At 71.5% G+C, this 26,369-nt stretch carries 18 protein-coding genes; 13 read left to right on the top strand and 5 right to left on the bottom strand.

Annotated features, from left to right (window positions below):
- Nucleotides 1–20: 20 nt before the first annotated feature.
- Nucleotides 21–3,152: a carboxyl transferase domain-containing protein gene (locus ACVHNB_RS24990; RefSeq protein WP_428956431.1), complete on the bottom strand. Its 3,132-nt coding sequence runs from the start codon at nt 3,150–3,152 to the stop codon at nt 21–23.
- An 86-nt stretch (nt 3,153–3,238) separates the two neighbouring features.
- On the opposite strand from ACVHNB_RS24990, the gene ACVHNB_RS24985 reads away from it, so the two are divergent.
- Nucleotides 3,239–3,880, top strand: coding sequence for a TetR/AcrR family transcriptional regulator (locus tag ACVHNB_RS24985; protein WP_428956432.1), 642 nt, complete (start codon nt 3,239–3,241; stop codon nt 3,878–3,880).
- Between the two features lie 11 nt (nt 3,881–3,891).
- Complete coding sequence (locus ACVHNB_RS24980) at nt 3,892–5,556, top strand: AMP-binding protein (RefSeq protein ID WP_428956433.1); 1,665 nt, start codon at nt 3,892–3,894, stop codon at nt 5,554–5,556.
- Here the strand turns inward: ACVHNB_RS24980 and ACVHNB_RS24975 are convergent.
- The gene (locus ACVHNB_RS24975) at nt 5,504–6,223 is read right to left on the bottom strand and encodes an HAD family hydrolase (RefSeq protein WP_456225930.1); all 720 of its coding nucleotides are present in this window, start codon (nt 6,221–6,223) and stop codon (nt 5,504–5,506) included. The two genes, ACVHNB_RS24980 and ACVHNB_RS24975, sit on opposite strands and share 53 nt — an antisense overlap.
- Before the next feature lie 34 nt (nt 6,224–6,257).
- Nucleotides 6,258–6,743 (bottom strand): Lrp/AsnC family transcriptional regulator, encoded by a 486-nt coding sequence (locus ACVHNB_RS24970; protein WP_428956435.1) that lies wholly within the window; start codon nt 6,741–6,743, stop codon nt 6,258–6,260.
- Nucleotides 6,744–6,934: 191 nt separating this feature from the next.
- Here ACVHNB_RS24970 and ACVHNB_RS24965 point away from each other — a divergent pair, with 191 nt between their 5' ends.
- Entirely contained in the window at nt 6,935–7,612 is a 678-nt protein-coding gene (locus tag ACVHNB_RS24965) for an esterase/lipase family protein (protein WP_456225929.1), read from the top strand.
- Between the two features lie 94 nt (nt 7,613–7,706).
- Complete coding sequence (sph, locus tag ACVHNB_RS24960) at nt 7,707–8,690, top strand: sphingomyelin phosphodiesterase (protein ID WP_456225928.1); 984 nt, start codon at nt 7,707–7,709, stop codon at nt 8,688–8,690.
- A 9-nt stretch (nt 8,691–8,699) separates the two neighbouring features.
- Here sph and ACVHNB_RS24955 read toward each other — a convergent pair whose 3' ends face one another.
- Nucleotides 8,700–9,734 carry a LacI family DNA-binding transcriptional regulator gene (locus tag ACVHNB_RS24955; protein ID WP_428957740.1) on the bottom strand — a complete coding sequence of 345 codons (1,035 nt, stop codon included), beginning with the start codon at nt 9,732–9,734 and terminating at the stop codon, nt 8,700–8,702.
- A gap of 379 nt (nt 9,735–10,113) precedes the next feature.
- Here ACVHNB_RS24955 and ACVHNB_RS24950 point away from each other — a divergent pair, with 379 nt between their 5' ends.
- The 4 genes from ACVHNB_RS24950 to ACVHNB_RS24935 all read left to right on the top strand — a co-directional run bounded on the left by ACVHNB_RS24950 (nt 10,114) and on the right by ACVHNB_RS24935 (nt 15,129).
- On the top strand, nt 10,114–11,388 hold the full coding sequence (locus tag ACVHNB_RS24950; protein WP_456225927.1) for an extracellular solute-binding protein: 1,275 nt from the start codon (nt 10,114–10,116) through the stop codon (nt 11,386–11,388).
- 97 nt (nt 11,389–11,485) lie between these two features.
- Complete coding sequence (locus tag ACVHNB_RS24945; protein WP_428956439.1) at nt 11,486–12,478, top strand: carbohydrate ABC transporter permease; 993 nt, start codon at nt 11,486–11,488, stop codon at nt 12,476–12,478.
- 19 nt (nt 12,479–12,497) lie between these two features.
- Nucleotides 12,498–13,415, top strand: a complete 918-nt coding sequence (locus ACVHNB_RS24940; protein ID WP_456225926.1) for a sugar ABC transporter permease — start codon at nt 12,498–12,500, stop codon at nt 13,413–13,415.
- 52 nt (nt 13,416–13,467) lie between these two features.
- Complete coding sequence (locus ACVHNB_RS24935; protein WP_456225925.1) at nt 13,468–15,129, top strand: glycoside hydrolase family 13 protein; 1,662 nt, start codon at nt 13,468–13,470, stop codon at nt 15,127–15,129.
- Nucleotides 15,130–15,195: 66 nt separating this feature from the next.
- Here ACVHNB_RS24935 and ACVHNB_RS24930 read toward each other — a convergent pair whose 3' ends face one another.
- Nucleotides 15,196–17,271: a carbohydrate-binding module family 20 domain-containing protein gene (locus ACVHNB_RS24930; RefSeq protein ID WP_456225924.1), complete on the bottom strand. Its 2,076-nt coding sequence runs from the start codon at nt 17,269–17,271 to the stop codon at nt 15,196–15,198.
- A 247-nt stretch (nt 17,272–17,518) separates the two neighbouring features.
- Here ACVHNB_RS24930 and pulA point away from each other — a divergent pair, with 247 nt between their 5' ends.
- The 5 genes from pulA to ACVHNB_RS24905 all read left to right on the top strand — a co-directional run bounded on the left by pulA (nt 17,519) and on the right by ACVHNB_RS24905 (nt 26,338).
- On the top strand, nt 17,519–22,831 hold the full coding sequence (pulA, locus tag ACVHNB_RS24925; protein WP_456225923.1) for a pullulanase-type alpha-1,6-glucosidase: 5,313 nt from the start codon (nt 17,519–17,521) through the stop codon (nt 22,829–22,831).
- 131 nt (nt 22,832–22,962) lie between these two features.
- Nucleotides 22,963–23,775 (top strand): MerR family transcriptional regulator, encoded by an 813-nt coding sequence (locus ACVHNB_RS24920; RefSeq protein WP_428956444.1) that lies wholly within the window; start codon nt 22,963–22,965, stop codon nt 23,773–23,775.
- Between the two features lie 82 nt (nt 23,776–23,857).
- Entirely contained in the window at nt 23,858–24,334 is a 477-nt protein-coding gene (locus tag ACVHNB_RS24915; RefSeq protein ID WP_428956445.1) for a MarR family winged helix-turn-helix transcriptional regulator, read from the top strand.
- Complete coding sequence (locus ACVHNB_RS24910) at nt 24,331–25,719, top strand: MFS transporter (RefSeq protein ID WP_428956446.1); 1,389 nt, start codon at nt 24,331–24,333, stop codon at nt 25,717–25,719. Before ACVHNB_RS24915 ends, ACVHNB_RS24910 begins: the two co-directional genes overlap by 4 nt.
- Before the next feature lie 37 nt (nt 25,720–25,756).
- On the top strand, nt 25,757–26,338 hold the full coding sequence (locus ACVHNB_RS24905) for a hydrolase (protein WP_456225922.1): 582 nt from the start codon (nt 25,757–25,759) through the stop codon (nt 26,336–26,338).
- Nucleotides 26,339–26,369 lie beyond the last annotated feature (31 nt).

The following is a 26,369-nucleotide window of genomic DNA, read 5'->3' as shown; positions in this document are numbered from 1 at the left end:
TTACCCGAATGGTCCGCCGGTCAAAGCCGCGGTGCCGCGTCCATCGCGGCAAGGACCCAACTCCGCGAGTCCGCGGGGTCGATGACCGCGTCGATCTCCAGCGCCGCCGCCGCGTTCACCGCCTTTCCGTGCTCGTACAGCTCGGCCACCCGCGCCGCGAACACCCGCTCCCGCTCCGCCGGATCGGCGATCGCCTCCAGCTCACGCCGGTAGCCGAGCCGGACCGCGCCCTCCAGGCCCATGCCGCCGAACTCGCCGCTCGGCCAGGCCGCCGTCGCCAGCGGCGCCCGCGTCGAACCGCCCATCATGGCCATCGCGCCGAGCCCGTACGCCTTGCGCAGCACGAGGCAGACCAGCGGCACCGTGAGCCGCGCACCCGCGACGAACAGATCCGCGAACTGCTTCACCGTGGCGGTGCGTTCGGCCTCCGGACCGACCATGAACCCCGGGGTGTCGCACAGCGAGACGACCGGCAGTCCGAACGCCTCGCACAGCCGCAGGAACCGCGCGGCCTTGTCGGCGGCGTCCCGGTCGACGGCGCCGCCCAGATGCCCCGGGTCATTGGCGATCAGCCCCATCGGCCGGCCCTCGACGCGGATCAGGGCCGTGATGATCCCGACGCCGAAGCCGCGCCGCAGTTCCAGCACCGAGCCGGTGTCGGCGAGCCCGGTGACCGCACCACGCACGTCATAGGCGCGCCGCCGGTTCTCCGGCACCGCATGCCGCAGCAGCCGCCGGTCCGGCGCCTCCCAACTCTCCCGCGGCCCCTGGAAGTACGAGAGGTAGGCACGGGCCACCCGCACCGCCTCCGCCTCGTCGGCGACCGGCAGATCGACGACTCCGTTCGGCACCTGCACCGACAGCGGCCCGACGTCCTCGGGCCGGTGCACGCCGAGCCCGCCGCCCTCGATCATCGCGGGGCCGCCCATGCCGATGGTCGCCTCGGGCGTCGCGATGACCACGTCGCAGCAGCCGAGCAGCGCCGCGTTCCCCGCGAAGCAGCGGCCCGACGCGATCCCGACCAGCGGCACCCGGCCGCTGAGCCGGGCCATTTGCTGGAACGTCGTCACGTTCAGCCCGGCGACCGACGTGGTGTCCGTGTCGCCGGGCCGGCCGCCGCCGCCCTCCGCGAACAGCACGACCGGCAGGCTCCGTCGCTCCGCCACCTGGAGCATCCGGTCGGTCTTGCGGTGGTTGTTGAGGCCCTGGGTGCCGGCGAGCACCGTGTAGTCGTACGACATGGCGACCGCGGGCGCGCCGCCGATCCGGCCGGTGCCCGTGACCATGCCGTCCGCGGGCGTCGAGCGGATCAGGTCGTCGAGCGTCCTGCGCTGTCGCTGCGCCGCCACCGCGAGCGCCCCGAACTCGGTGAACGTGCCCGGGTCGCAGAGGTCCTCGATGTTCTCGCGGGCCGTGCGGCGCCCCGCCGCGTGCCGCTTGGCGACGGCCTGCGGGCGGTGCTCGTCCAGGCCGAACGCGTGCCGCGCCAGCGCCTGGGCGAGGTCGGGGCGCACCGCGTCGGGGTCGGCGTCCACCGCCTCCTCCTCCGGCGCGGACCCGTCACCGGACACCTCGACGAGGACCAGCTCGGCGCCCTCCGCGACGGTCTCCCCGACGGCCGCGCCGACGCTGCGCACGACACCGGAGTGCCCGGCGCGCACGACGTGCTCCATCTTCATGGCCTCCAGGACGAGCAGCGTGGCGCCCGCGGCGACGGCCCGGCCGGGCTCCGCCTCGACGGCGACCACGGTGCCGCTCATCGGAGCCGTCACCGTGCCCGCCGCGGCGACGGGCTCCGGCCGCTCGGGCGGCGCCAGCTCGGCGAGGTGCCGCTCCACGAACCCGGTGTCGATGCCGCCCGCCGTGAACCCCGGATGACCGAGCAGGGCGCGCAGCAGCGGCACCGAGGTCCGCACCCCGTCCACCGTGAACTCGCCGAGGGCCCGGCGCGCCCGCGAGCACGCCGCCTCGAAGGAGCCGCCCGGCGCATGGGTGACGACCTTGGCCAGCAGCGAGTCGTAGCGCGTCCCGATCTCCGTGCCGGTCCGCGCGGCCGTGTCCACGCGCACGCCCGGCCCCGTCGGCACGTCGAAGCGTGCGATCCGCCCGCCCGACGGACGCACCGACCCGTCCGCCGCCGTGACCTCCGCGTTCACCCGCACCTGCACCGCGCAACCGCGCGGCGCGGGCGGCTCCCCGGCCAGGCCCAGATCGGCGAGGCGCTCGCCCGCCGCGATCCGCAGCTGCGCGGCGACCAGGTCGACCCCGGTCACCTCCTCCGTCACCGTGTGCTCCACCTGAAGCCGCGGATTCGCCTCGATGAAGACGAACTCCCCGTCCCGGACGAGGAATTCGACCGTGCCGAGCCCCTGGTACCCGGCGGCCCGGGCCAGGCGCAGCGCGCTGTCGAGGAGCCGCTCCCGTACGGCCGGGTCCAGGGCGGGCGCCGGGGCGATCTCGACCAGCTTCTGATGGCGGCGCTGCGCGCTGCAGTCCCGCTCCCACAGATGCCCGACCGTGCCGCCGCCGTCGGCGACGATCTGCACCTCGATGTGCCGGGCGCCCTCCCACAGCCGCTCCACGTACAACTCGGCCCGTCCGAAGCCCTGTTGAGCCTCCGAACGGCACCGCTCCCAGGCCTCGTCCAGCTCCGCCGCGGTGCGCGCGACCCGCATCCCGCGCCCGCCGCCCCCGCCCAGCGCCTTCACCATCACCGGGCCGTCCGCGAGGAACGCCCGCGCCCGGTCCAGGTCCGTGTCACCGTCCGTACCCGGCAGGACCGGCACCCCCGCCTCGACCGCGAGCGCGCGGGCCCGCGCCTTGTCCCCGAACAGATCCAGCACCTCGGGCGACGGCCCGACGAACACGACACCCGCGTCGGCGCACCGCCGGGCGAGCGCCGCCGATTCGCTCAGGAAGCCGTATCCGGGATGCAGATACGCACATCCCGTCCGGCGCGCGGCGGCCACCAGAGCCGCCGCGTCGAGATACCCCCCGGCCGCCAACGGCACGGCCTCGTCCGCGAGCGGGACATGCGCCTCGTCACCCGGCTCGTGCACCGCCACGGTCCGCAGACCCAGCTCGGCGGCCGCGCGCAGCACCCGTACGGCGATCTCCCCGCGGTTGGCGACGAGTACGGCGGCAGACCCCATGAGCCCCTCCGGAACGTTCGTGGTCGGACCTCGAAAGATGCCGCCATGCTCATTGACACTGACGTCAACGTCAATACTCTGGCGCTGTGGCACGCAGAGCGCAGCAACGGCACGAATGGGCGACCCGCACCGCCCGGGACCGGACCGACGCCCCGGCGCGCGGACGCTTGCTCGACGCGGCGGAGGAGGTGTTCGGGCGGCTCGGGTACGGGCCGACGACCATCGCCGACATCACCGCGCGGGCCGAGGTGTCCCGGGCCGGCTTCTACGTCTACTTCGCGTCGAAGGAGGAGGTGTTCCGCGTCCTCGCGGCGCGCGTCCGGGACGCGTTCCTCGCCGCCCAGGACGTGCCCGGCGTCGACACCGACGACGTGGCCTCGGTCGCCGGGGCCTCCACCGCCGCGTTCATCGCCGCCTACGCCCGCCACCTCCCGCTGCTCGCCCTCCTCGAACAGCAGGCCCGCGCCGACGACGAGGTGCGTGCGCTGTGGGAGGAGATCCGCGAGCGGCCGGTCCGCCGCGCCGCCCGCTACGTGCGCCGGGTCGCGGCCGAGGGCCGGGCGCACCCGGTCGTCGACCCGCTCACGCTGTCCCGCGCCGTCGGCGGCATGAGCGTGGAGTTCGCCCGGCTCGTGGCCGAGCGGCCGGCGGCGTACGACGAAGCGGTGCGGGACGTCACCGCCATGTATCTGCACCTCCTCGGTATCGGAGCAGCACACCCCCAGTAGGGAGCCGCACGTTGTCCACCGGCATATCCATCGGCACAGACACCGACACGTATCTGCACGGCCTGCGGGCCCGCCAGGCCAAGGCCCGCGCGGGCCGCCAGCCCACCCGAACCGTCCACGGGGCGGGCGAGTTGACGATCCCCGCACATCTCGCGCGCTGGGCCCGCCTCAAGGGCGACCGGCCCGCGCTCGTCAGCGGCGGCGAGACGCTCACCTACCGTGAACTCGACGCGGCCGTCGCCGGGTTGGCCGGCTGGCTCGACGCGCGCGGCGTGCGGCCCGGCGACCGGGTCGCGGTGTTCCTGCCGAACGGCATCCGGTTCGTCGTGGCGATGCTCGCCGTGCTGCGGCTCGGCGCGGTGCACGTGCCGGTCAACCCGATGTTCCGCGCCGCCGAACTCCGCCACGAACTCGTCGACGCCGGACCGGGGACCGTCCTCACCCAGGACGCCCTGCTGCCGGTCCTCGACGAGGTGCGCGCCGACACCGCCGTCCGCACCGTCCTCGCCGACACCGACTGGCCGGCCGCCCTCGCCCATCCGCCGCTGGACCACGTCGCCGACGACCTCGACGCGCTCGCCGCACTCAACTACACGGGCGGCACCACCGGACTGCCCAAGGGCTGCGAGCACACCCAGCGGCACATGGTCTACACGGCCACCGCCATCGACAACGGCCGGATGCCCGACGCCGCCGAACGCGCCCGCGGCATCGTCTCCCTGTGCTACCTGCCCGTCTTCTGGATCGCCGGAGAGAACCTCGGCGTGCTCGCCCCGCTCGTCTCCGGCGGCACCAGCGTCCTGCTCACCCGCTGGAACGCCGACGCCGTGCTGCGCGCCATCGGCACCCACCGGGTGAGCACCATGGCCGGGACCGTCGAGAACTACCTCGAACTCCTCGAGCATCCGGACCTCGCGCGGCACAACCTGTCGAGCCTCACGGCCCCGCTGACCGTCTCCTTCGTCCGCAAGCTCACGCCGTCGCTGCGCGCCCGCTGGAAGGCCGCCGTCGGCGACCACAGCGTGCTGCGCGAGGCCTCGTACGGGATGACGGAGACCCACACCAGCGACACCAACACGCTCGGCTTCCAGGACGGTGACCGGGACCTGCTCGGCGACCCCGTCTTCTGCGGGCTGCCCGTCCCCGGCACGGACTTCATGGTCGTCGACTTCGCCACCGGGCGGCCGCTGCCGCTCGGCGAGCGCGGCGAGATCGTCGTGCGCGGCCCGTCCGTGCTCACCCGGTACTGGCGCGCGCCCGAGGCCACCGAGAACGCCCTGCGCGACGGCTGGCTGCACACCGGCGACATCGGCGCCCTCGACGAGGAGGGCTGTCTGCACTACCTCGGCCGCGACAAGGACATGATCAAGGTCAAGGGGATGAGCGTCTTCCCCACCGAGGTCGAGACGCTCCTGGGGCAGCACCCCGACGTGCTCGCCGCCGCGGTCGTCGCCGTCGACGACGCCGACAGCGGGCAGCGGCCCTACGCGTTCGTGCGCACCGCCCCCGGCTCGACGCTCACCGGGGACGGCCTGCGGGAATGGGCCGCGGCGACGATGGCGACGTACAAAGTGCCCACCGTCGAGATCGTCGACGCCCTCCCGATGACCCCCACCGGCAAGATCAGGAAGACGGAGCTGACCGCTCGAGCCACTCGCACGCGGCCCGCGCCGTGAACTCCTCCTGACCGCCCTTGAACAGCAGGTCCGCCGTGGTGAACGCCGGGTCGTCCGCCTGCGCCGCGACATACGGCAGCGCGATGCAGCGCATGCCCGCCGCGTGCGCCGCGGCGGCACCCGGCGCCGCGTCCTCCAGGACCACACAGTGCGCCGGGTCCACCCCGAGGCGGCGCGCCGCCTCCAGGAACACGTCCGGGGCCGGCTTGCCGTGCTCGACCTCGTCCGCCGACACGTACCGCGTCAGCTGCGCACCGAGACCGGTGCCGGTCAGGATCGCCTCGATGGCCTCCGGCGACGAACCCGACGCCACGATCATCGGCACACCCGCCGTGTGCAGCCGCTCCACGAACAGCCGCATCTGCGGGAAGACGTGGGTGTCGGCGCGGGCCAGGTCCAGGTACCGGGCGTTCATGTCGGCGAGGAGTTCGTCGGCGGGGGCCTCGATGCCGTACGCGCGCCGCCAGATCCCGATGGTCTCCAGCGTCGAGATGCCGACGTACGTCTCGTGGTCGGCCCAGGTGAAGCCCGTGACACCGTAGCGGGCGAGAGTCCCCAGGGACGCCTTGTAGTAGTTGGGCTCGCTGTCGACGAGGGTGCCGTCGAGATCGAAGACGACCGCCGTGCCGCGCAGCCGGTACGGGGAGTCGTGGTGCGGGTCGCTCATGCTTCCCAGGATGCAGGAAGCGCGGCCCCGGCGATCACCCGCGGTCCTTCGCCGCCGCCCGGCCGATCGCCTCGACCAGCGGCAGCAGCCGGTGCGGGACCCGCTCGCGCAGGGCGACCTCGGTACGGGTGCGGACCACCCCGGGCAACCGGTTGAGCTGCTGGACCACGTCCTCCAGATGACCGGCGTCGCGGGCCGCCACCCGGGCCAGCAGGTCGCCGCCGCCGGTGATGGAGTGCGCCTCGATGATCTCCGGCACCCCCGCGAGGGCGTCCCCGACCTCGCTCAGGTGGCCCTGTGTCACTTCGATGTGCACGAACGCCAGCACCGGGTGGCCGAGCGCCGCGGGGGAGAGGGACGGCGCCGCGCCGGTGATCACACCGTCCCGTTCGAGCCGGTCGAGCCGCGCCTGCAGCGTGCCGCGGGCGACGCCGAGGATGCGCGCGTACTCGCGGACGCTGGTCCGCGGCTGCTCCAGGAGCAGCCGCAGGATGCGGGTGTCGAGCTGGTCCACGGCCATGGGGGCGGGCTCCTTCGGTGGCGCGGTCGATCGTCACCGACTGTACCGATGGCCCGGTCGAGCTGCCCTTTCGCCGACCGGACGGTTCAGCCGGTGTACATGCCGCGGCGCTCTGTTCCTCTGCGCCTCGGAGCCCTACCATCCAGTAGCTCCGTCTCGTCTCCTTCCGCCCCCCCACGCCGGAGGTACCGATGCGCCGTCGACCCGCCCTGCTCCTGGCCCTGTTGAGCTCGCTCGCCGGGCTGCTGTACGCGGCGCCGACGGTGTCCGCCGCACCGCACCGTCCCGTGGTCCTCGTCCACGGATACAACGCCGACCCCGGGGTCTGGGGCGCACTGGCGGACGACCTCAAGGCGTCCGGATACACCGACGACGAGATCTTCCGCTGGGGCTACGACACGCACGCGTCGGTCAACGAGACGCTCGCCGGCCAGTTCGCCGCCTACGTGGACGGCGTCCGCGCGCGGACGGGCGCCGACCAGGTCGACATCGTCGCGCACTCCTTCGGCAGCCTGCCCACCCGCTGGTACCTCGCCCACGGCGGCGGTACGGCACACGTCGCCCACTGGATCTCGCTCGGCGGCCCCAACCACGGCACCTACACGGCCTGGGCCTGCGCCGCCTGGGACCAGGCCTGCCGCGACATGTCGCCCGGCAGCTACGTCCAGAAGCGGCTGGCCGCGGGCGACGAGACCCCGGGCGCCACCCGGTACGCCACCTTCTGGTCGAACTGTGACGAGGTGATCAACCCCGACGACAGCGTGCCGCTCACCGGGGCCCTCAACACCGCGGCCGGCTGCCTGGACCACAACGAACTGCTCGGGGACGACGGCGTCTCACAGGGGGTGCGCGCGTTCCTCGCGACATGACGCCTCGACAGCCTCCCGTCACCCGCCGCCCACCCCGGCGTACTCCGCTCTGTTTGGATGTACGCCGACAAGCCGACCCCCCCCAGGAGCTCTCATGCCGCGTGCCCCGCACTCCCGCCTGCGCCGAGCGGTCCCCGCCGCGCTCGTCGCCCTCGCCGCGGTCGCGGCCGGATCGCCGGCCGCGACCGCCGCCGAGCCGGCACCGGCGCTGCGTGTCCTGACCTACAACACGTTCCTCATGAGTCAGAACCTGTATCCGAACTGGGGCCAGGAGCACCGCGCGGCGCAGATCCCCAAGGCGTCCTTCTTCCAGGGCAACGACGTCGTCGTCCTCCAGGAGGCGTTCGACAACTCCGCCTCGGACGCCCTCAAGCGGGCGGCGGCCGGGGCCTACCCCCACCAGACCCCCGTCGTCGGCCGCGGCACGAGCGGGTGGGACGCCACGGGCGGGGCCTACTCCGCCACGACGCCGGAGGACGGCGGGGTCACCCTGCTCAGCAAGTGGCCGATCCTGCGCAAGGAGCAGTACGTCTACGCGGACGCGTGCGGCTCCGACTGGTGGTCGAACAAGGGGTTCGTGTACGCCGTGCTGGACGTGCGCGGCACCAAGGTGCACGTCGTCGGCACGCACACGCAGTCCACCGACTCCGGATGCGGCGACGGAGAGGCGCGGGCCGACCGCGCAAAGCAGTTCCGGGCCATCGACGCGTTCCTCGCCGACCGGCACATCCCCGCGGACGAGGAGGTCGTCGTCGCCGGGGACATGAACGTCGACGCCCACGGCACCGAGTACGCCTCGATGCTGGCCGACGCGGGCCTGACCCCGGCCGACGGCCGCACCGGGCACCCGTACTCCTTCGACACCCGGGACAACTCCGTCGCCCGCTACCGCTACCCCGACGACCCGCGCGAGGATCTCGACCACGTGCTCTTCAAGCAGGGCCACGCCCGTCCCGCCGGATGGACCAACGAGGTCGTCGCCGAGCACAGCGCCCCCTGGACCGTGACCAGCTGGGGCGCGAGCTACACGTACACGGACCTCTCCGACCACTACCCCGTGGTGGCGTCCGCGCGCTGACGCGCCCGGTCAGCGCCGGCCCGTGACCCCGGGCCCCGACGCCGTCGAGCCGCGCACCACCAGTTCGGGCATGAACACGAACTCCGTGTGCGGCGCGGGGGTGCCGCCGATCTCCTCCAGGACCGCGCGGACCGCTGCCTGGCCCATCGCCTGCACGGGCTTGCGCACCGTGGTCAGCGGCGGATCGGTGAACGCGATCAGCGGCGAGTCGTCGAAGCCGACCACCGACACGTCGTCCGGCACCTCCAGACCGCGCTGCCGGGCCGCCCGGATCGCGCCGAGCGCCATCATGTCGCTGGCGCAGACGATCGCCGTGCAGCCGCGGTCCATCAGCGCGGAGGCCGCGGCCTGGCCGCCCTCCAAGGTGTAGAGGGAGTGCTGGACGAGATCGCGCTCGATCTCGTCCGGGCCGAGACCGAACCGGTCCTGCATCGAACGCACGAAGCCCTCGATCTTCCGCTGGACCGGCACGAACCGCTTCGGGCCGAGCGCGAGACCGATCCGCGCGTGGCCCAGCGACGCGAGATGCGTGACGGCCAGGTGCATCGCGGCCCGGTCGTCCGGCGAGATGAACGGTGCCTGCACCTTCGGCGAGAACCCGTCGACGAGCACGAACGGCACGCCCTGGGCGCGCAGTTGCTCGTAGCGCTGGGTGTCGGCCGTGGTGTCCGCGTGCAGCCCGGACACGTAGATGATGGCGCTGACGCCCCGGTCGACGAGCATCTCGGTGAGCTCGTCCTCGGTGGAGCCGCCCGGGGTCTGGGTGGCCAGGACCGGTGTGTAGCCCTGGCGGGTCAGCGCCTGCCCGATGGTCTGGGCGAGGGCCGGGAAGATCGGGTTCTCCAGCTCCGGGGTGATCAGACCGACGAGTCCCTCGCTGCGCTGGCGCAGCCGCACGGGCCGCTCGTAGCCGAGCACGTCGAGCGCGGCGAGCACCGACTGGCGGGTGCCCGACGCGACGCCCGGCTTGCCGTTGAGGACCCGGCTGACCGTCGCCTCGCTGACGCCCGCCTGTGCCGCGATGTCGGCGAGGCGCGCGGTCACGGGTGGGGACTGGGCCGGTCGCCGGGCAGCCTGTGCGGGCAGCTGCGTCATCGCACTCCTTGGGGGGACATCCTGATGGCAAGAGTCCCGATCATCCCTGCGCAACCGGCTGGTGGCAAGACCTTGCAGACCCTTGCAAGGCGGCAGAGTGCCTGAAAAACGGGCATAACACGCCGCTTTGGTCCGCACCTTGCCGGTCACGAAGCGGTAACTCGCCCCCGTGGCTGCAATTTTTTGCTGCAAGGTCTTTCGCCGGGCTTGCTGCGCTGTTACGTTCACGTCGCCCGGCGGCGGCGACGGCGCGGTCGGCAAGTAGGCCAGAGGAACGGACGGGACCGTTCCTCGCCCACTCACGGGCATTCACCCTCTAGGAGATCTCATGCGGCGTGGCATAGCGGCCACCGCGGTGGTGGCGTCCCTCGCACTCGCGGCGACGGCCTGCGGCGGAAGTGACGACGACGGCGGCAAGGCGTCGGGCCCGGTCACCATCACGTGGTGGGACACGTCGAACGCCACCAACGAGGCGCCCACGTACAAGGTGTTGGTCAAGGACTTCGAGAAGGCCAACCCCGACATCAAGGTCAAGTACGTCAACGTGCCCTTCGACCAGGCGCAGAACAAGTTCGACACGGCGGCCGGCGCCAGCGGCGCCCCGGACGTGCTGCGCGCCGAGGTCGGCTGGACGCCCGCGTTCGCGAAGAAGAGCTACCTGCTGCCGCTGGACGGCACCGAGGCCCTCGCGGACCAGGGCAAGTTCCAGGAGAGCCTGATCAAGCAGGCCCAGTTCGACGGCAAGACCTACGGCGTCCCGCTGGTCACCGACACGCTCGCCCTCGTCTACAACAAGGCCCTCTTCAAGAAGGCCGGGATCACCGAGGCCCCCACCACGTGGGAGGAGCTGAAGGCGGACGCGGCCAAGGTCAAGGACAAGACCGGCGCCGACGGCTACTGGGGCTCCACGGCCGGCTACTACGCCCAGCCGTTCCTGTTCGGCGAGGGCACCGACACCGTCGACGCCTCCGGCAAGAAGATCACCATCGCCTCCGCCGAGGCCAAGAAGGGCCTCACCACCTGGCAGGGCCTGTTCGACGGCAAGGGCCTGCACAAGGCCGACGCCACCGCGGACGCCTACGCCCACATCCAGGACGCCTTCGTCAGCGGCAAGGTCGCCTCGATCATCCAGGGCCCCTGGGAGATCACGAACTTCTACAAGGGCTCCGCGTTCAAGGACAAGGGCAACCTCGGCATCGCCACCGTCCCGGCCGGCTCCAGCGGCAAGGCGGGCGCCCCGACCGGCGGCCACAACCTGTCGGTCTACGCGGGCTCGGACAAGTCCCACCAGGAAGCGTCCCTGACGTTCGTCAAGTGGATGACCTCGGCGAAGACGCAGGAGCAGATCGCCCTCAAGAACTCGACGCTGCCCACGCGTTCGGACGCGTACACCGCGAAGGTCACCGCCGACCCGGGCATCGCCGGCTACCAGAAGGTCCTGACCGCCGCCCAGCCGCGGCCCGAGCTGCCCGAGTACAGCTCGCTGTGGACGCCGCTGGACCAGGAGCTGCCGAAGGTCGCCACCGGCAAGGAGTCCCTGGACAAGGGCCTGGGCAACGTGGAGACCGCGTTCGCCAAGCTCGTGCCCGACTTCTCCAAGTGACGCCCGCGTCCTCGTAGTCCAGCCGGTTCGCGCCCCGAAGGGGAGGGCGCGAACCGGCGTCGACCTGATGCAGCCCGACTCAGAAGGTGCCCCGCACATGACCCTCGCCGTCGACCGACCGGCCTCCACGAGCCGTGAGCCACGCCCCGGACCGATCCAGCGCCTGAAGGACTCGTACCGCAGATACTGGTACGCGTACGCGATGATCGCCCCGGTCGTCGTGGTCCTCGGCGTCCTCGTCGGCTACCCCCTGGTGCGGGGCTTCTACCTGACGCTCACCGACGCCAACAGCCTCAACTCCGCCCGCACCATCGGCGTCAACCACATCGACGCCACCTACAAGTTCATCGGCCTCGACAACTACGCCGACATCCTGTGGGGCCCCGCCTCCTACGACCGCTTCTGGTCGCACTTCATCTGGACGGTCGTCTGGACCGCGCTGTGCGTCGCGCTGCACTACTCGATCGGGCTCGGTCTCGCCCTGCTGCTGAACCAGAAGATGCGCGGGCGCACCTTCTACCGGCTGATGCTGATCCTGCCGTGGGCCGTGCCGACGTTCGTCACCGTCTTCGCGTGGCGCATCATGCTCGCCGACTCCGGCGTCATCAACGCCACCCTCGGCTCGCTCCACCTGCCCCAGCCCCAATGGCTGGAGGACCCCTTCTTCCAGCGCGCCGCCGCGATCCTCGTCAACACGTGGTGCGGTGTGCCGTTCATGATGATCTCGCTGCTCGGTGGACTGCAGTCCATCGACGCCTCGCTGTACGAGGCCGCGGAGATGGACGGCGCGAACGCCTGGCAGCGGTTCCGCCACATCACCCTGCCCGGCCTGCGCTCGGTCAGCTCCACCGTCGTCCTGCTCGGCGTGATCTGGACGTTCAACCAGTTCGCGATCATCTTCCTGCTGTTCGGCAACACGGCGCCGGACGCACAGATCCTCGTGACCTGGGCCTACCGCCTGGGCTTCGGCCAGCAGCCGCGCGACTTCGCGCAGTCCGCCGCGTACGGCGTCCTGCTGCTGTCGATCCTGACCGTGTTCACGTCCTTCTACTACCGCTGGTTGAGGCGCAATGAGCAGCTCGCCGTCTGACGCCGCAGGAGTCACCACCATGAGCACCACGACCGCCTCGCAGATCCCCGAGCAGCGCTCAGCCCCGCGGGCCACCGGTGCCGGCGCCACCCGCCGGACCCGCCGGCGCGGCGAACTCGGTCCGCTGGCGAAGGCCTTCTCGCACGGCGTGCTCGCCGTCGCGAGCCTGATCGCCCTGTTCCCCATCGTGTGGCTGATCTACCTGTCGCTCGGGCCGGACAAGGACGACTACCTGCACCCCGGCGACATCGCCGGCAAGGCCACCTTCGACAACTACGCGCAGGTCCTCCAGCACAGCGGCTTCTTCAACTGGATGACGTCCACGCTGATCGTCTCCCTCGGCACCACACTCGTCGGTGTGATGTTCGCGGCGACCACCGGGTACGCGGTCTCCCGGATGCGGTTCCCCGGCTACAAGCCGCTGATGTGGGTGCTGCTGCTCACGCAGGCGTTCCCCATCGCCGTGCTGATCGTGCCGATGTACGAGATCTTCGCCGAGCTCGGGCTCGTCGACAGCTATCTCGGTCTGATCCTCGCCTACTGCACCACGGTCGTGCCGTACTGCACCTGGCTGATGAAGGGGTACTTCGACACCGTCCCCGTCGACATCGACGAGGCCGGCCGCATCGACGGACTCAGCCCCTTCGGCACCTTCTACCGGCTGATCCTGCCGCTCGCCAAGCCGGGCATCGCCGTCGCGGCGTTCTACAGCTTCATCACGGCCTTCGCCGAAGTCCCCTTCGCGTCCACGTTCATGCTGGACGACTCCAAGTACACGTTCGCGGTGGGCCTGCAGAGTTTCATCAGCGAGCACGACGCCCAGTGGGGTCTGATGGCCGCCACCGCGGTGTTGATCGCGATACCGGTCACCGCCTTCTTCTACCTTGTCCAGAAGCACCTGGTCACCGGCCTGACCGCGGGCGGTACCAAGGGCTGATCCCGCTTCGACGACCGACCAGTTGACCGTTCCTTCACGCAGCAAGGACACCATGACTCAGCATTCCACCGACGAGTCCCCGGCGTTCGCCACCACGACCCGCCCGACCACCGACTGGTGGCGCGACGCGGTCATCTACCAGGTGTACCCGCGCAGTTTCGCCGACAGCGACGGCGACGGCACGGGCGACCTCGAAGGCATCCGCCGCCGTCTGCCCTACCTGCGCGACCTCGGGGTCGACGCGGTGTGGCTCTCGCCGTTCTACGCGTCGCCGCAGGCCGACGGCGGCTACGACGTCGCCGACTACCGCGCCGTCGACCCCATGTACGGCACGCTCCTCGACGCCGACGCGGTGATCCGCGACGCGCACGCGCTCGGCCTGCGCATCATCGTCGACCTCGTGCCCAACCACTCCTCCGACCAGCACGAGTGGTTCAAGCGGGCCGTCGCCGAGGGCCCCGGATCGCCGCTGCGGGAGCGCTACCACTTCCGCGCCGGCCAGGGCGCGAACGGCGAACTCCCGCCCAACGACTGGGAGTCCATCTTCGGCGGCCCCGCCTGGACCCGGCTGCCGGACGGCGAGTGGTACCTCCACCTGTTCGCGCCCGAGCAGCCCGACTTGAACTGGGAGCACCCGGCCGTCGCCGACGAGTTCCGCTCGATCCTGCGCTTCTGGCTCGACATGGGCGTCGACGGCTTCCGCATCGACGTCGCCCACGGCCTCGTCAAGGCCGAGGGCCTGCCGGACCTCGGCTCGCACGACCAGCTGAAGCTGCTCGGCAACGACGTCATGCCGTTCTTCGACCAGGACGGCGTGCACGCGATCTACCGCTCCTGGCGCACGATCCTCGACGAGTACGACGGCGACAAGGTGTTCGTCGCCGAGGCCTGGACCCCCACCGTCGAGCGGACCGCGAACTACGTCCGCCCCGACGAGCTGCACCAGGCCTTCAACTTCCAGTACCTGAGCGCTCCTTGGGAGGCGCAGGAGCTGCGGGAGATCATCGACGGCTCCCTCGACGCGATGCGCCCCGTCGGCGCCCCGGCCACCTGGGTGCTGTCCAACCACGACGTCACCCGGCACGCCACCCGCTACGCCAATCCGCCCGGCGGCACCCAGATCCGCACCGCCGGCGACCGTGAGCTCGGCCTGCGCCGCGCCCGCGCCGCCACGCTGCTCATGCTGGCGCTGCCCGGGTCCGCGTACGTCTACCAGGGCGAGGAGCTCGGCCTGCCGGACGTCACGGACCTGCCCGACGAGGTGCGCCAGGACCCGTCGTTCTTCCGCGCCCAGGGCCAGGACGGCTTCCGGGACGGCTGCCGGGTGCCGATCCCGTGGACCGTGGACGGGCCGTCGTACGGCTTCGGCGACGGCGGCAGCTGGCTCCCGCAGCCCGACACCTGGGGTGCGCTCAGTGTCGAGGCGCAGACCGGTGACCCGGACTCGACCCTGGAGCTGTACCGCTCCGCCTTCGCCCTGCGCCGCACGCGGCCGGGCCTCGGCGCCGGCGACAGCGTGAAGTGGCACGACGACGTCCCCCCGGGGCTGCTCTTCTTCGAGCGGCCCGGGTTCGCCTGCACGGTCAACACCACCGGCGCCCCGGTCTCCGTCGAGGCGCCGGGCCGGGTGCTGCTGTCCTCCGGCCCGGTCACGGTCGAGGGCGGCCGCATCGAGCTGCCCGCCGACACGACCGTGTGGTGGGAGACGGCGTGACGCGCCGGCGCTGACGCAGGAGAAAGGGGCCGGTGCGGACCGGCCCCTTTCTTCATGCTCTCGGCGTCACTTCCAGGTGTCCCTCGCCGTGTACCCGGCTCCGGACCCGGTCGTGTAGGTGCGGTTGGCGCCGGACTCCCACGTGACGTTCCCCGACGCGTCCTTCTTCAGGTACTTGTACGTGAAGGCCGTGCCCTTGGGGACGATGGCCGACCGCCCCCAGGAGGGGTACGCGGCCGACGACAGCGGGATCGCGTCGGCGGGGTTCCAGGAGCCGAGCGAGGGCAGCGAACCGGTGACGTAGACGTTCGTGCCGTAGGCCGTCGTCGCGTTCACCGAGAACGTCACATCGGTGGCGTCGGCGTTCGCCACGTTCCAGGAGTTGTTCACCTGGACCGGCGAACTCGCCGTCTTCAGCGTCCTGTTGGCGTTGGACTCCCAGGTGACGTTCCCGGCGGAGTCCTTCTTCAGGTACTTGTACTCCAGCGACGCCGAGGTCGGGACCGCGATGTCCTTCTTCCAGATCGGGTAGTCGGTGGAGGACAGCTTGACCGCGTTCGCCGGGTTCCAGGAGCCGAGCGCCGCGGTCGAGCCGACGACGTAGACGTCCGAGCCGGAGGCGGTGGCCGCGTATGCGCCGAAGGACGCCGTGACCGTGCCGGAGCCGCCCGAACCGCCGCTGCCGCCGCCGCAGTTGACGGTGCAGACGTAGTTCTTGTCGTAGAACGCGACCGCCGACTTCGCGGGCACGGTCAGCGTCGCCTTGCCGCCGGAGACGGTGACGGACGTCGCGCCGCCGTCGATGACGTTCGGGTACGTGCCGTCGGCCAGGCCCGTCGTGTACGTGGACGTGTGCGCGCCGGAGCTGTTGTTGAGCGCGACGAAGCCCGCGTTGCCCCGGCCGAACCCGATGACGTTCGACGCCGGTGACTGCCAGTTGGCGACGGCCGAGCCGGCCGCGGCGTTGTGCCAGCCGACCATGCCCGCGACGGCCGTGTCCCGGTCCAGGCAGGTCCAGCCGTTCGCGCAGTCGGTGGCCGTGACGAAGCCGCTGCCGTTGTGCGGCGGGGCCTCGTCGCTCTGGCCGAAGTTCCAGGCCGCGTAGACCGAGGGGCGTCCGTATCCGCGGGCCAGCTGGAAGACGTTGGCGAGGGTGGCGGTGGCGCCGTCCTTGTAGCTGAGCGTGTAGCCGTTGCGCTCGGTGTCGTGGTTGGTGACGAACGTGTTGGCGTTCTGCTCGTTCGCCAGGCCCCAGCTGCTGCCGAACGAGGACAGGTTGGCGATGTCGCCGCCGCCGAACTGCGACTTCATCGCGGCGGCGTACGTGAAGTCGAGGACGTCCCCGTTCGCGTAGTAGTCGCCGAGGGCCGGGGGAGTGCCGGGATAGACCTCCTGCGTGATGTACGGCGTCTCGCCCGATGTCGTCTTGTGCAGCGCCCCGACGATGGCCTTCATGTCGCCGGTCTCGATGTGCTTGGCGGCGTCCACGCGGAAGCCGTCGACGCCCAGGTCGATCTGCTTGTTCAGGAAGCCGACGATCTTGTCGCGCACGCCGGACTCGGCGGTGTCGAGGTCGGGCAGGCCGAGCAGCTCGCAGTGCTGGACCTCGTGCTGGTCCGACCAGTTGGAGATGGTCTTCGTGCAGTCGTCGCTGTCGGCCGGGTCGTAGTCCGGGGTGTCGTACTTGTTGCCGATCGTGGTGCCCGCGTAGCCGGTGCCGGTCTGGGCGGCCGTGTGGTTGATGACGGCGTCCGTGTACACCTCGATGCCCGCGCCGTGGCAGGCGTCGACCATCGCCTTGAAGGCGGCGGCGCTGCCGAAACGGCTGTCCAGGCTGTACGAGTACGGCTGGTAGACGTCCCACCAGTAGAAGTTCGCCTGCTTCAGGGACTCCTCGGGCGGGGCGACCTGGACGGCGCCGTAGCCGGCCGGGTCGAGGACGTCCGTGCACTCCTTGGCCACGGACGCCCAGTTCCACTGCCAGAGGTTGGCGATCACGTCGCCGTTCGGGACGCCCGTGTCGGCCGCGGCGGCCGGGGACGCGGGCAGGGCGACGACGCCGCCGAGCGCGAGGGCACCGACGGCGAGTGCGGCGGCGGTGCGGCGCCGTGGCCGGGACGGCCGGGTGGGGATCTGTCTCATGTGCGGCTCCTGGAATGTGGGGATTCCGGCCGGTCTGGCGGGGCCGGAGGACGAGCAACGCTCCGTGAGCGTGAGGGAGTTGAGAAGGTCACGTCAATAACCCTGCTGAAAGTTCTTGCTGTGAGTTGCAGAACTCTTGCAGCAAAGTCTCTGCAAGGGATACGGTCACGCGGCGGAGCGGCGCCGCCCGCCCGCGCCCCGGCCTCTCGCCCTCCCAAGAGCCCTGATTCCGCGAGGAGTTCACGCCTTGAGCCGCACCCGTACCACCCCGCACAGACGGGCCGCCGCGTACACCGCGGCCGCCGCGCTGCTGGTCACCCTCGCCCAGCCCCTCGCCGCGCGCGCCGCGGCCCCGCCCGCGCCGCCGTCCGACGCGAAGCTGGCCGCCGCGCCGGCCCGCCACGACCTGACGCGCGAGCAGTACTACTTCGTGCTGCCGGACCGCTTCGCGAACGGCGACGCCTCCAACGACAGGGGCAAACTGACCGGTTCACGCCTCGCGACCGGCTACGACCCCACCGACAAGGGCTTCTACCAGGGCGGCGACCTCAAGGGCCTGACCAAGCGGCTCGACTACATCAAGGACCTCGGCACCACCGCGATATGGCTGGCGCCGATCTTCAAGAACAAGCCCGTGCAGGGTGCGGGCAAGGACGCCTCGGCCGGCTATCACGGCTACTGGATCACCGACTTCACCCAGGTCGACCCGCACTTCGGCACGAACGCCGACCTGAAGACCCTCATCTCCCGAGCCCACGGCAAGGGCATGAAGGTCTTCTTCGACGTCATCACGAACCACACCGCCGACACCGTCGACTACACCGAGAAGACCTACGGCTACCGCTCCAAGGGCGCCTACCCGTACCTGGACACCGAGGGCCGCCCCTTCGACGACAGCAAGGGCATGGCGAAGGTCGACGCCGACTCCTTCCCGTACACGCCGAAGAACACGGGCGAGATGGTCCCGTCGTGGCTGAACGACCCGACCATGTACCACAACCGCGGCGACTCCACCTGGGAGGGCGAGTCGACGACGTACGGGGACTTCTCCGGGCTCGACGACCTGTGGACCGAGCGGCCCGAGGTCGTGAAGGGCATGGAGAAGATCTACGAGAAGTGGGTGCGGGACTTCGCCGTCGACGGCTTCCGCATCGACACGACCAAACACGTCGACCTGGACTTCTGGACCCAGTGGGCCACGGCGCTCGACAAGTACGCCGCCGAGCACGGCCGCGAGGACTTCTTCATGTTCGGCGAGGTGTACTCCGCCGACACCGACGTCACCTCTCCGTACGTCACGCGCGGCCGCCTCGACGCGACGCTCGACTTTCCGTTCCAGGACGCGGCCCGCGCCTACGCCTCGCAAGGCGCTTCCGCCGACAAGCTCGCCAAGGTCTTCGCCGACGACTACAAGTACGCCACCGACAAGGCGAACGCCTATGAGCAGGTGACGTTCCTCGGCAACCACGACATGGGGCGCATCGGCACCTTCCTGAAAGCCGACAACCCGAAGGCCGGCGACGACGAACTGCTGCGGCGCGACAAGCTCGCCAACGAGCTGATGTTCCTGTCACGTGGCAACCCCGTCGTCTACTACGGCGACGAACAGGGCTTCACCGGCCCCGGCGGCGACAAGGACGCCCGCCAGACGATGTTCGCCTCGAAGGTGGCCGACTACCTCGACGACGACGAGCTCGGCACCGACCGCACCCACGCCGACGACGCGTACGACACCGCGCATCCCCTGTTCAAGTCGATCGCCGCGCTCTCGAAGCTACGCAAGGACAACCCCGCGCTCGCCGACGGCACGCAGAAGGAGCTGTACGCCAAGGACTCGGTGTACGCCTTCTCGCGCACCGGCGCCGGCCGCGAGTACGTCGTGGCGGTCAACAACGCGACCTCGGCGAAGACGGTCGAGCTGCCGGTCGAGTCGGCGGCATTCCGTACCCTGTACGGCGGTTCGGGCACGTCCGAGGCGTCCGACGGGAGTATCGAGGTCACCGTCCCGGCCCTGTCGTCCCTCGTCCTGCGCGCCGAGAACAAGCTCCCCGCGCCGGCGTCCCGGCCCACGCTGTCGCTGAAGGCCCCGGCCGCGGGTGCCACCGGGACGGTCACCCTGTCCGCCGACCCCGGCGACAGCGCCTCGGCCCGCGTCGTCTTCGCCGCGCAGGCCGGCAACGGCGCGTGGCGCACCCTCGGCTCCGTCGACCACGCCCCGTACCGGATCACCCAGTACCTGCCGGACACCGTGTCGGCCGGAACGCCTCTGCGGTACAAGGCGGTTGTGGTGGACCGCGCCGGACGCACCGCGAGCGCCCTCGCCGGTACGACGGCGGGACAGCCGCCCGCGCCCGACAAGCCCACGGCCGTCGACCGCGACCACGCCGTCGTCCACTACAAGCGTGCGGACGGCGACTATGCCGGCTGGACCCTCAAGTCCGGCGACGCGACGGGTGAGTTCGTCGGGCGCGACGCCTATGGAGCCTTCGCCTGGGTGAAGGTGCCCGACGGTGCGAGTTCCCTGACGTACACCGTCCGGAACGCCGACGGCGCCGACGGGCCGCAGCGCACCGTCGACCTGGCGAAGACCGGAGAGGTCTGGATCGAGCAGGGCAAGGACGGCCAGGCGACGACCAGGCCCGACGGCGCCTACCCGCCGCAGGACGAGAAGAAGGCCGTCGTCCACGTCCACCGCGCCGACGGCGACTACGACGGCTGGGGCCTGCACACCTGGACCGGCGCCGCGAACCCCACCGACTGGTCCAGGCCGCTGCAGCCCACCGGCAAGGACGCCTACGGCCTGGTCTTCGAGGTGCCGCTCGCCGACGGCGCGACGTCCCTGAGCTACATCCTCCACAAGGGCGACGAGAAGGACATCCCCACCGACCGCGCGCTCGACCTCGCCACGTACGGCAAGGAGGTGTGGCTCAACGCGGGGGACACCGACTACCTGCTCCCGTCGATCGGTTCGGGCGCCGACCTCGACCTCTCCAAGGCGCAGGCGCAGTGGATCGACGCCGACACCGTCGTGTGGAAGGTGACGTCCACCGCGGCCACCAGCCAGCAGCTCGTCTACGCCCCCGAGGGCGGCATCACCGTCCAGGACGGGGCCCTCAGCAGCGAGGGGCACTGGCTGCGGCTCGACCCCGGCGCGCTCACCGACGCGCAGAAGGCCGAGTACCCCCACCTGAAGGACTATCCGGCGTTCACCGTCGACCCGCGCGACCGCGACCGGGTGCGCGACGCCCTGCGGGGGCAGCTCGTCGCGACGCAGCGCGCGGCGAACGGTGCCCTCCTCGCGGCCACGGGGGTCCAGATCCCCGGCGCCCTCGACGACGTGTACGCGGGCGCGGCCGGGAAGGCCGCGCTGGGGCCGGTGTTCAAGGGCGGCAAGGTCACCCTGTCCGTCTGGGCGCCGACCGCGCGGGACGTCCGCCTCGACCTGGGCGGCAAGCGGACGCCGATGCGCCGCGACGCCGCGAGCGGCGTGTGGACCGCCACGGGCTCCGCGGCGGCCTGGCGCGGCAAGCAGTACCGCTACGCCGTGACCGTGTGGGCGCCCAGCGTCCAGAAGCTCGTCACGAACGAGGTGACCGACCCGTACTCGGTGGCCCTGACCGCGAACTCGCAGCGCAGCCTCGTCGTCGACCTGAACGACAGGTCCACCGCGCCCAAGGGCTGGTCCGACCTGCGCAAGCCCAAGGCCGTCGCCATGAAGGACGCGCAGATCCAGGAGCTCCACATCCGCGACTTCTCGGTGGCGGACCACACGACACCCGAGAAGGATCGCGGCACCTACCTCGCCTTCACCGACAAGAACAGCGACGGCTCGAAGCACCTGCGCGACCTGGCCGGGTCCGGCACGTCGTACGTGCACCTGCTGCCGGCCTTCGACATTGCCACGATCCCCGAGAAGAAGTCCGAACAGGCCTCACCCGACTGTGACGTGGCGTCCTATGCCGCCGACAGTGACAAGCAGCAGGAGTGCGTGACGAAGGCGGCCGCCAAGGACGCGTACAACTGGGGCTACGACCCGTACCACTACACGGTCCCGGAGGGCTCGTACGCCAGCGACCCGGACGGCACCCGGCGCACCGTCGAGTTCCGGCAGATGGTCAAGTCCCTCAACGAGGACGGGCTGCGCGTCGTCATGGACGTCGTCTACAACCACACGGCGGCCGCCGGCCAGGACAAGACGTCCGTGCTCGACAGGATCGTCCCGGGCTACTACCAGCGGCTCCTGGCCGACGGATCCGTCGCGAACTCCACCTGCTGCGCGAACACGGCGCCGGAGAACGCCATGATGGGCAAGCTCGTCGTCGACTCGATCGTCACCTGGGCCAAGGAGTACAAGGTCGACGGCTTCCGCTTCGACCTGATGGGCCACCACCCCAAGGCCAACATCCTCGCGGTCCGCAAGGCCCTTGACGCCCTCACCGTCGAGAAGGACGGCGTCGACGGCAAGAAGATCATCCTGTACGGGGAGGGCTGGAACTTCGGCGAGGTCGCCGACGACGCGCGCTTCGTGCAGGCCACGCAGAAGAACATGGCGGGCACCGGCATCGCCACCTTCTCCGACCGGGCGCGCGACGCCGTGCGCGGCGGCGGCCCCTTCGACGAGGACCCGGGCGTGCAGGGCTTCGCCTCCGGGCTGTACTCCGACCCCAACTCCTCGACGGCGAACGGCACATCGGCCGAGCAGAAGGCCCGCCTCCTGCACTACCAGGACCTGATCAAGGTGGGTCTGTCGGGCAACCTCGCGGCCTACGAGTTCACCGACAGCGACGGGAAGAAGGTGAAGGGCTCCGACGTCGACTACAACGGCGCGCCCGCCGGGTACGCGGACGCCCCCGGTGACGCGCTCGCCTACGCGGACGCGCACGACAACGAGTCCCTCTACGACGCGCTGACCTACAAACTGCCCGCGACGACGAGCGCCGCCGATCGCTCCCGCATGCAGGTCCTCGCGCTGGCCACCGCGGCGCTGTCGCAGGGCCCGGCGCTGTCGCAGGCGGGCACCGACCTGCTGCGGTCCAAGTCCCTGGACCGCAACTCGTTCGACAGCGGCGACTGGTTCAACGCCGTCCACTGGGACTGCCGGGCCGGCAACGGCTTCGGGCGCGGGCTGCCCCCGGCCGCCGACAACAAGGCCAAGTGGCCCTACGCCAAGCCCTTGCTGGCCTCGGTCGCGGTGCCCGGCTGTAGGGAGATCAAGGGCACGTCGGCCGCCTACCAGGACCTGCTGAGGATCCGCACGGCCGAGCCGGCCTTCCACCTGGCCACGGCCGGCCAGGTGCAGCGGGAGCTCTCCTTCCCGCTGTCCGGCAAGGACGAGGCGCCGGGCGTCATCACCATGCGCCTCGGTGACCTGGTGGTCGTCCTCAACGCGACCCCGCAGCGGCAGGACCAGACGGTCGCGGCGCTCGCCGGGTCCGGATACCGGCTGCACCCGACGCAGGCCGACGGTTCGGACGACGTCGTCAAGTCGGCTTCGTACGCGAAGGGTTCGGGGACGTTCAGCGTGCCCGGCCGGACCGTCGCGGTGTTCCGCCGCGCCTGAGAGCCCGATGCGACCTGACGGTGCCCCCGGCCGGACGGCCGGGGGCACCGTTTCGTCCAGTCCTTCCGTGGTCGCGCCGGTGTGATGGGGTTGACCCTGACACCGTGTGAGCCTGTGCAGTGGGAGACGTCATGTTCACCATCGGAGACTTCGCCCGGCACGGCCGTGTCTCGGTCCGCATGCTGCGTCACTACGACGCGACGGGACTGTTGCACCCGGCCGAGGTCGACCCTGCCACCGGCTACCGCCGCTACACCGCCGCCCAGCTCGCGCGGCTCAACCGCATCATCGCCCTCAAGGACCTCGGCTTCACTCTTCAGCAGGTCGGAGAGATCCTCGACGAGAAGGCCGACGTCGGGCAGCTCCGCGGCATGCTGCGGCTGCGTCGCGCGGACCTGGCGGCGGAGATGGCCGCGGCGGCGGCCCGGCTGACCCAGGTCGAGGCGCGGCTCCGGTCCATCGAGAGCGAGGGGCACATGCCCGCCGACGACGTCGTCATCAAACACCTGCCGAGCCTGCGCGTGGCCGAACTCACCTCCATTGCACCCGACTTCGACTCGATCGGGCCGGTCATCCAGCCCCTGTACGGGGAGTTGTTCCGGCGCCTGGGTGCGGCCGGTGTCACGCCGACCGGGCCCGGCGTCGCCCGCTACGAGGACGCGCCGGGCGGCGGCGTCCTCGTCCACGCGGGCGTCGAGGTGGCCGTCGCGCCGCGCGACGGCACCGGCGACGGGCTGTGGGTGCTCGACCTGCCGCCCGTGGAGCGCGCCGCGACCCTCGTGCACCGCGGCCCGATGGAGGCCGTCCTGCCGTCGGTCCAGACGTTGGCCCGCTGGATCGACGCGCACGGCCACCGCTCGGCGGGATACCCCCGGGAGATCAACCTGGAGTGCCCCGAGAACCGCGAGGACTGGGTGACCGAACTCCAGGAGCCGCTCCACTGACCCGGGCCGCCGAGGCGAGATCGGCAGTCCAGGCTGCGCACCCTGAGTTGCGCAGTCTGGGCTGTCGATCTACGGTGGAGGCATGACCGAGAAAGAAGAACCCGTTTCCGCCGACGCCCTCCGGGCGGCCGGCGACCTGTGGGTGGTGTTCGGTCGGCTGCGCCGCAAGCTGAAGGCCCTGGAGAACCTCGAAGAGGTCAAGGGGCACGAGGGGGAGGCGGAGCTCTCCCCGGCGCAGGCCTCCGTCCTCACCCGTATCGCCAAGACCGGCCCCGCGTCCGCGAGCGAGCTCGCGGCCGCCGAGGGCGTTCGGCCGCAGTCCATGGCCAGGACCGTCATCTCGCTGGAGCGGGACGGGCTCGTCGAGCGCAGCCAGGACCCGCACGACGGACGCCGCCAGGTCGTCGCCCTCACCGAGCGGGGCCGCGAGCGCCGCCAGGGCGACCGGCTGGCCCGCCAGGCGTGGCTCGCGCGGGCCCTGCAGGAGCACGGCACCGAGGAAGAGGTGCGGGCCGTCATCACGGCCATGAAGCTGCTCGACGAGGTGGCGCAGGCGTGATCCGGCTCGCCGAGCGCATACGTGGCGCGCGCACGGCCGGCCCCGGCGGGTTCGACCGCCGCCTGATCGCGCCGATGATCCTCGGCTCGGTCCTGAACCCGATCAACTCCTCGATGCTCGCCGTGGCGCTGATCCCCATCGGCCGGGCCTTCGGCGCACCGCCCTCGCAGACCGCCTGGCTCGTGTCGGGCCTCTATCTCGCCACGGCCGTCGGCCAGCCGGTCATCGGCCGGCTCGTCGACGCGTTCGGACCGCGGCGGCTCTATCTCGCGGGCACCGCGCTGGTCGGCGTCGCCGGACTGCTCGGAGCCCTCGCGCCGAACCTCTGGGTCCTCGTCGCCTCCCGGGTCCTGCTCGGCTTCGGCACCTCGGCCGCGTACCCGGCGTCCATGTCGCTGCTGCGCACCGAGTCCGACCGCACCGGCATGAAGAGCCCCAGCGGCATCCTCGCCTCGCTCTCCGTCTCCAACCAGGTCATCGCCGTCGTCGGACCGACGCTCGGCGGACTGCTGATCGGCGCGGGCGGCTGGCACCTGATCTTCGCGATCAACGTGCCGCTGTCGGCGGCCTGTCTGGTGCTCGGCGCCCGGCGGCTGCCGCGGACCGCGACGCGCCGGTCCGACGTGCACACCGACGTGACCGGAATGGTCCTGTTCGCCGGGGCGCTGACCGCGTTCATGCTCTTCCTGATGGACCCGGGCGCCGCCCACTGGTACCTGCCGGTGATCGGCCTGGCCGCGGGCACCGTGTTCGCCCGCCGCGAGCTCGGCTCCGACGACCCGTTCATCGACCTGCGCGTGCTGGGCGGGAACGCGCCGCTGCTGGCCACGTTCGGGCGTCAGCTCCTCGCGTACACCACGTCCTACGCCTTCCTGTACGGCTACAGCCAGTGGCTCCAGGAGGGCCGTGGGCTCAGCGCCTCGCACGCCGGGCTGCTCCTGCTGCCGATGTCGGCGGCGGCCCTCGTCGTCACGGCGCTGACCGGGCGCGACCCGCGGGTCCGGGCCAAGCTCGCCGTCGGCGCGATCACCCAGCTCCTGGGCTGCGCCGCCCTGCTGTTCCTCGGGTCCGCCAGCCCGGTCTGGCTCCTGGTCGTCATCGGCGCGCTCTTCGGTGTGCCCCAGGGGCTGATCGGTCTCGCCAACCAGAACACCCTGTACGCGCAGGCCGACCCGGCCCGGATGGGCTCGTCGGCCGGGCTGCTGCGCACGTTCTCCTATCTCGGCGCGCTGCTCGCCTCCGCGGCGACCGCCGCCTTCTTCCAGGACGGCGCCACCGGTGCCGGACTGCACGGCCTGGCGTGGCTCCTGATCGCCGTCGCCGGTTCGTTCCTGCTCCTGTGCCTCGCCGACCGCTCGCTGAGCCGCGTCGGCCGCGACACGTAGCGCACTCAACTCCCCTTGCTGGAAAGGTGGTTCCCTCATGCCCGTCACCACTGTCGACCCCCGCACCGCACTTGTCGTCGTCGACCTGCAGAACGGCGTCATGGGCGTGCCCGGCGCGCCCCACACCACGGCCGAGGTCCTGGAGCGCACGGTGCGGCTCGCCGACGCGTTCCGCGCCCAGGGTCTGCCGGTCGTCCTCGTCCGCGTCTCCCACGCCGCCGACGGCGCCGACGCGACGCCCGGCCGCACCGACACACCCCGCCGCACCGCGACCCCGCCGGCCGGCTGGGACGAGGTCGTCGACGCGCTCGCCGGCCACCCCGAGGACATCGTCGTCACCAAGCGGAACTGGTCCGCGTTCTACGGCACCGACCTCGATCTCCACCTGCGCCGGCGCGGCGTCACCCAGGTCGTCCTGACCGGCGTCGCCACGAGCATCGGCGTCGAGTCCACGGCCCGCGCCGCCCACGAGCACGGCTATCACGTCACCCTCGCCACGGACGCCATGACCGACGTGGACGCCGAGGCGCACCGCTCCAGCGTCGAGCGGATCTTTCCGCGCCTGGGCGAGACCGGCCCGACGGACGACATCCTGAAGGTACTGGCCGAGCGCAACTGACGTACGAGCACCACCTTGGCGATCAGCGCGG

This window comes from Streptomyces sp. YJ-C3, assembly GCF_053891275.1.
The sequence above is the reverse complement of the archived record's forward strand: the minus strand, read 5'-3'. Positions and strand labels throughout refer to the sequence as shown.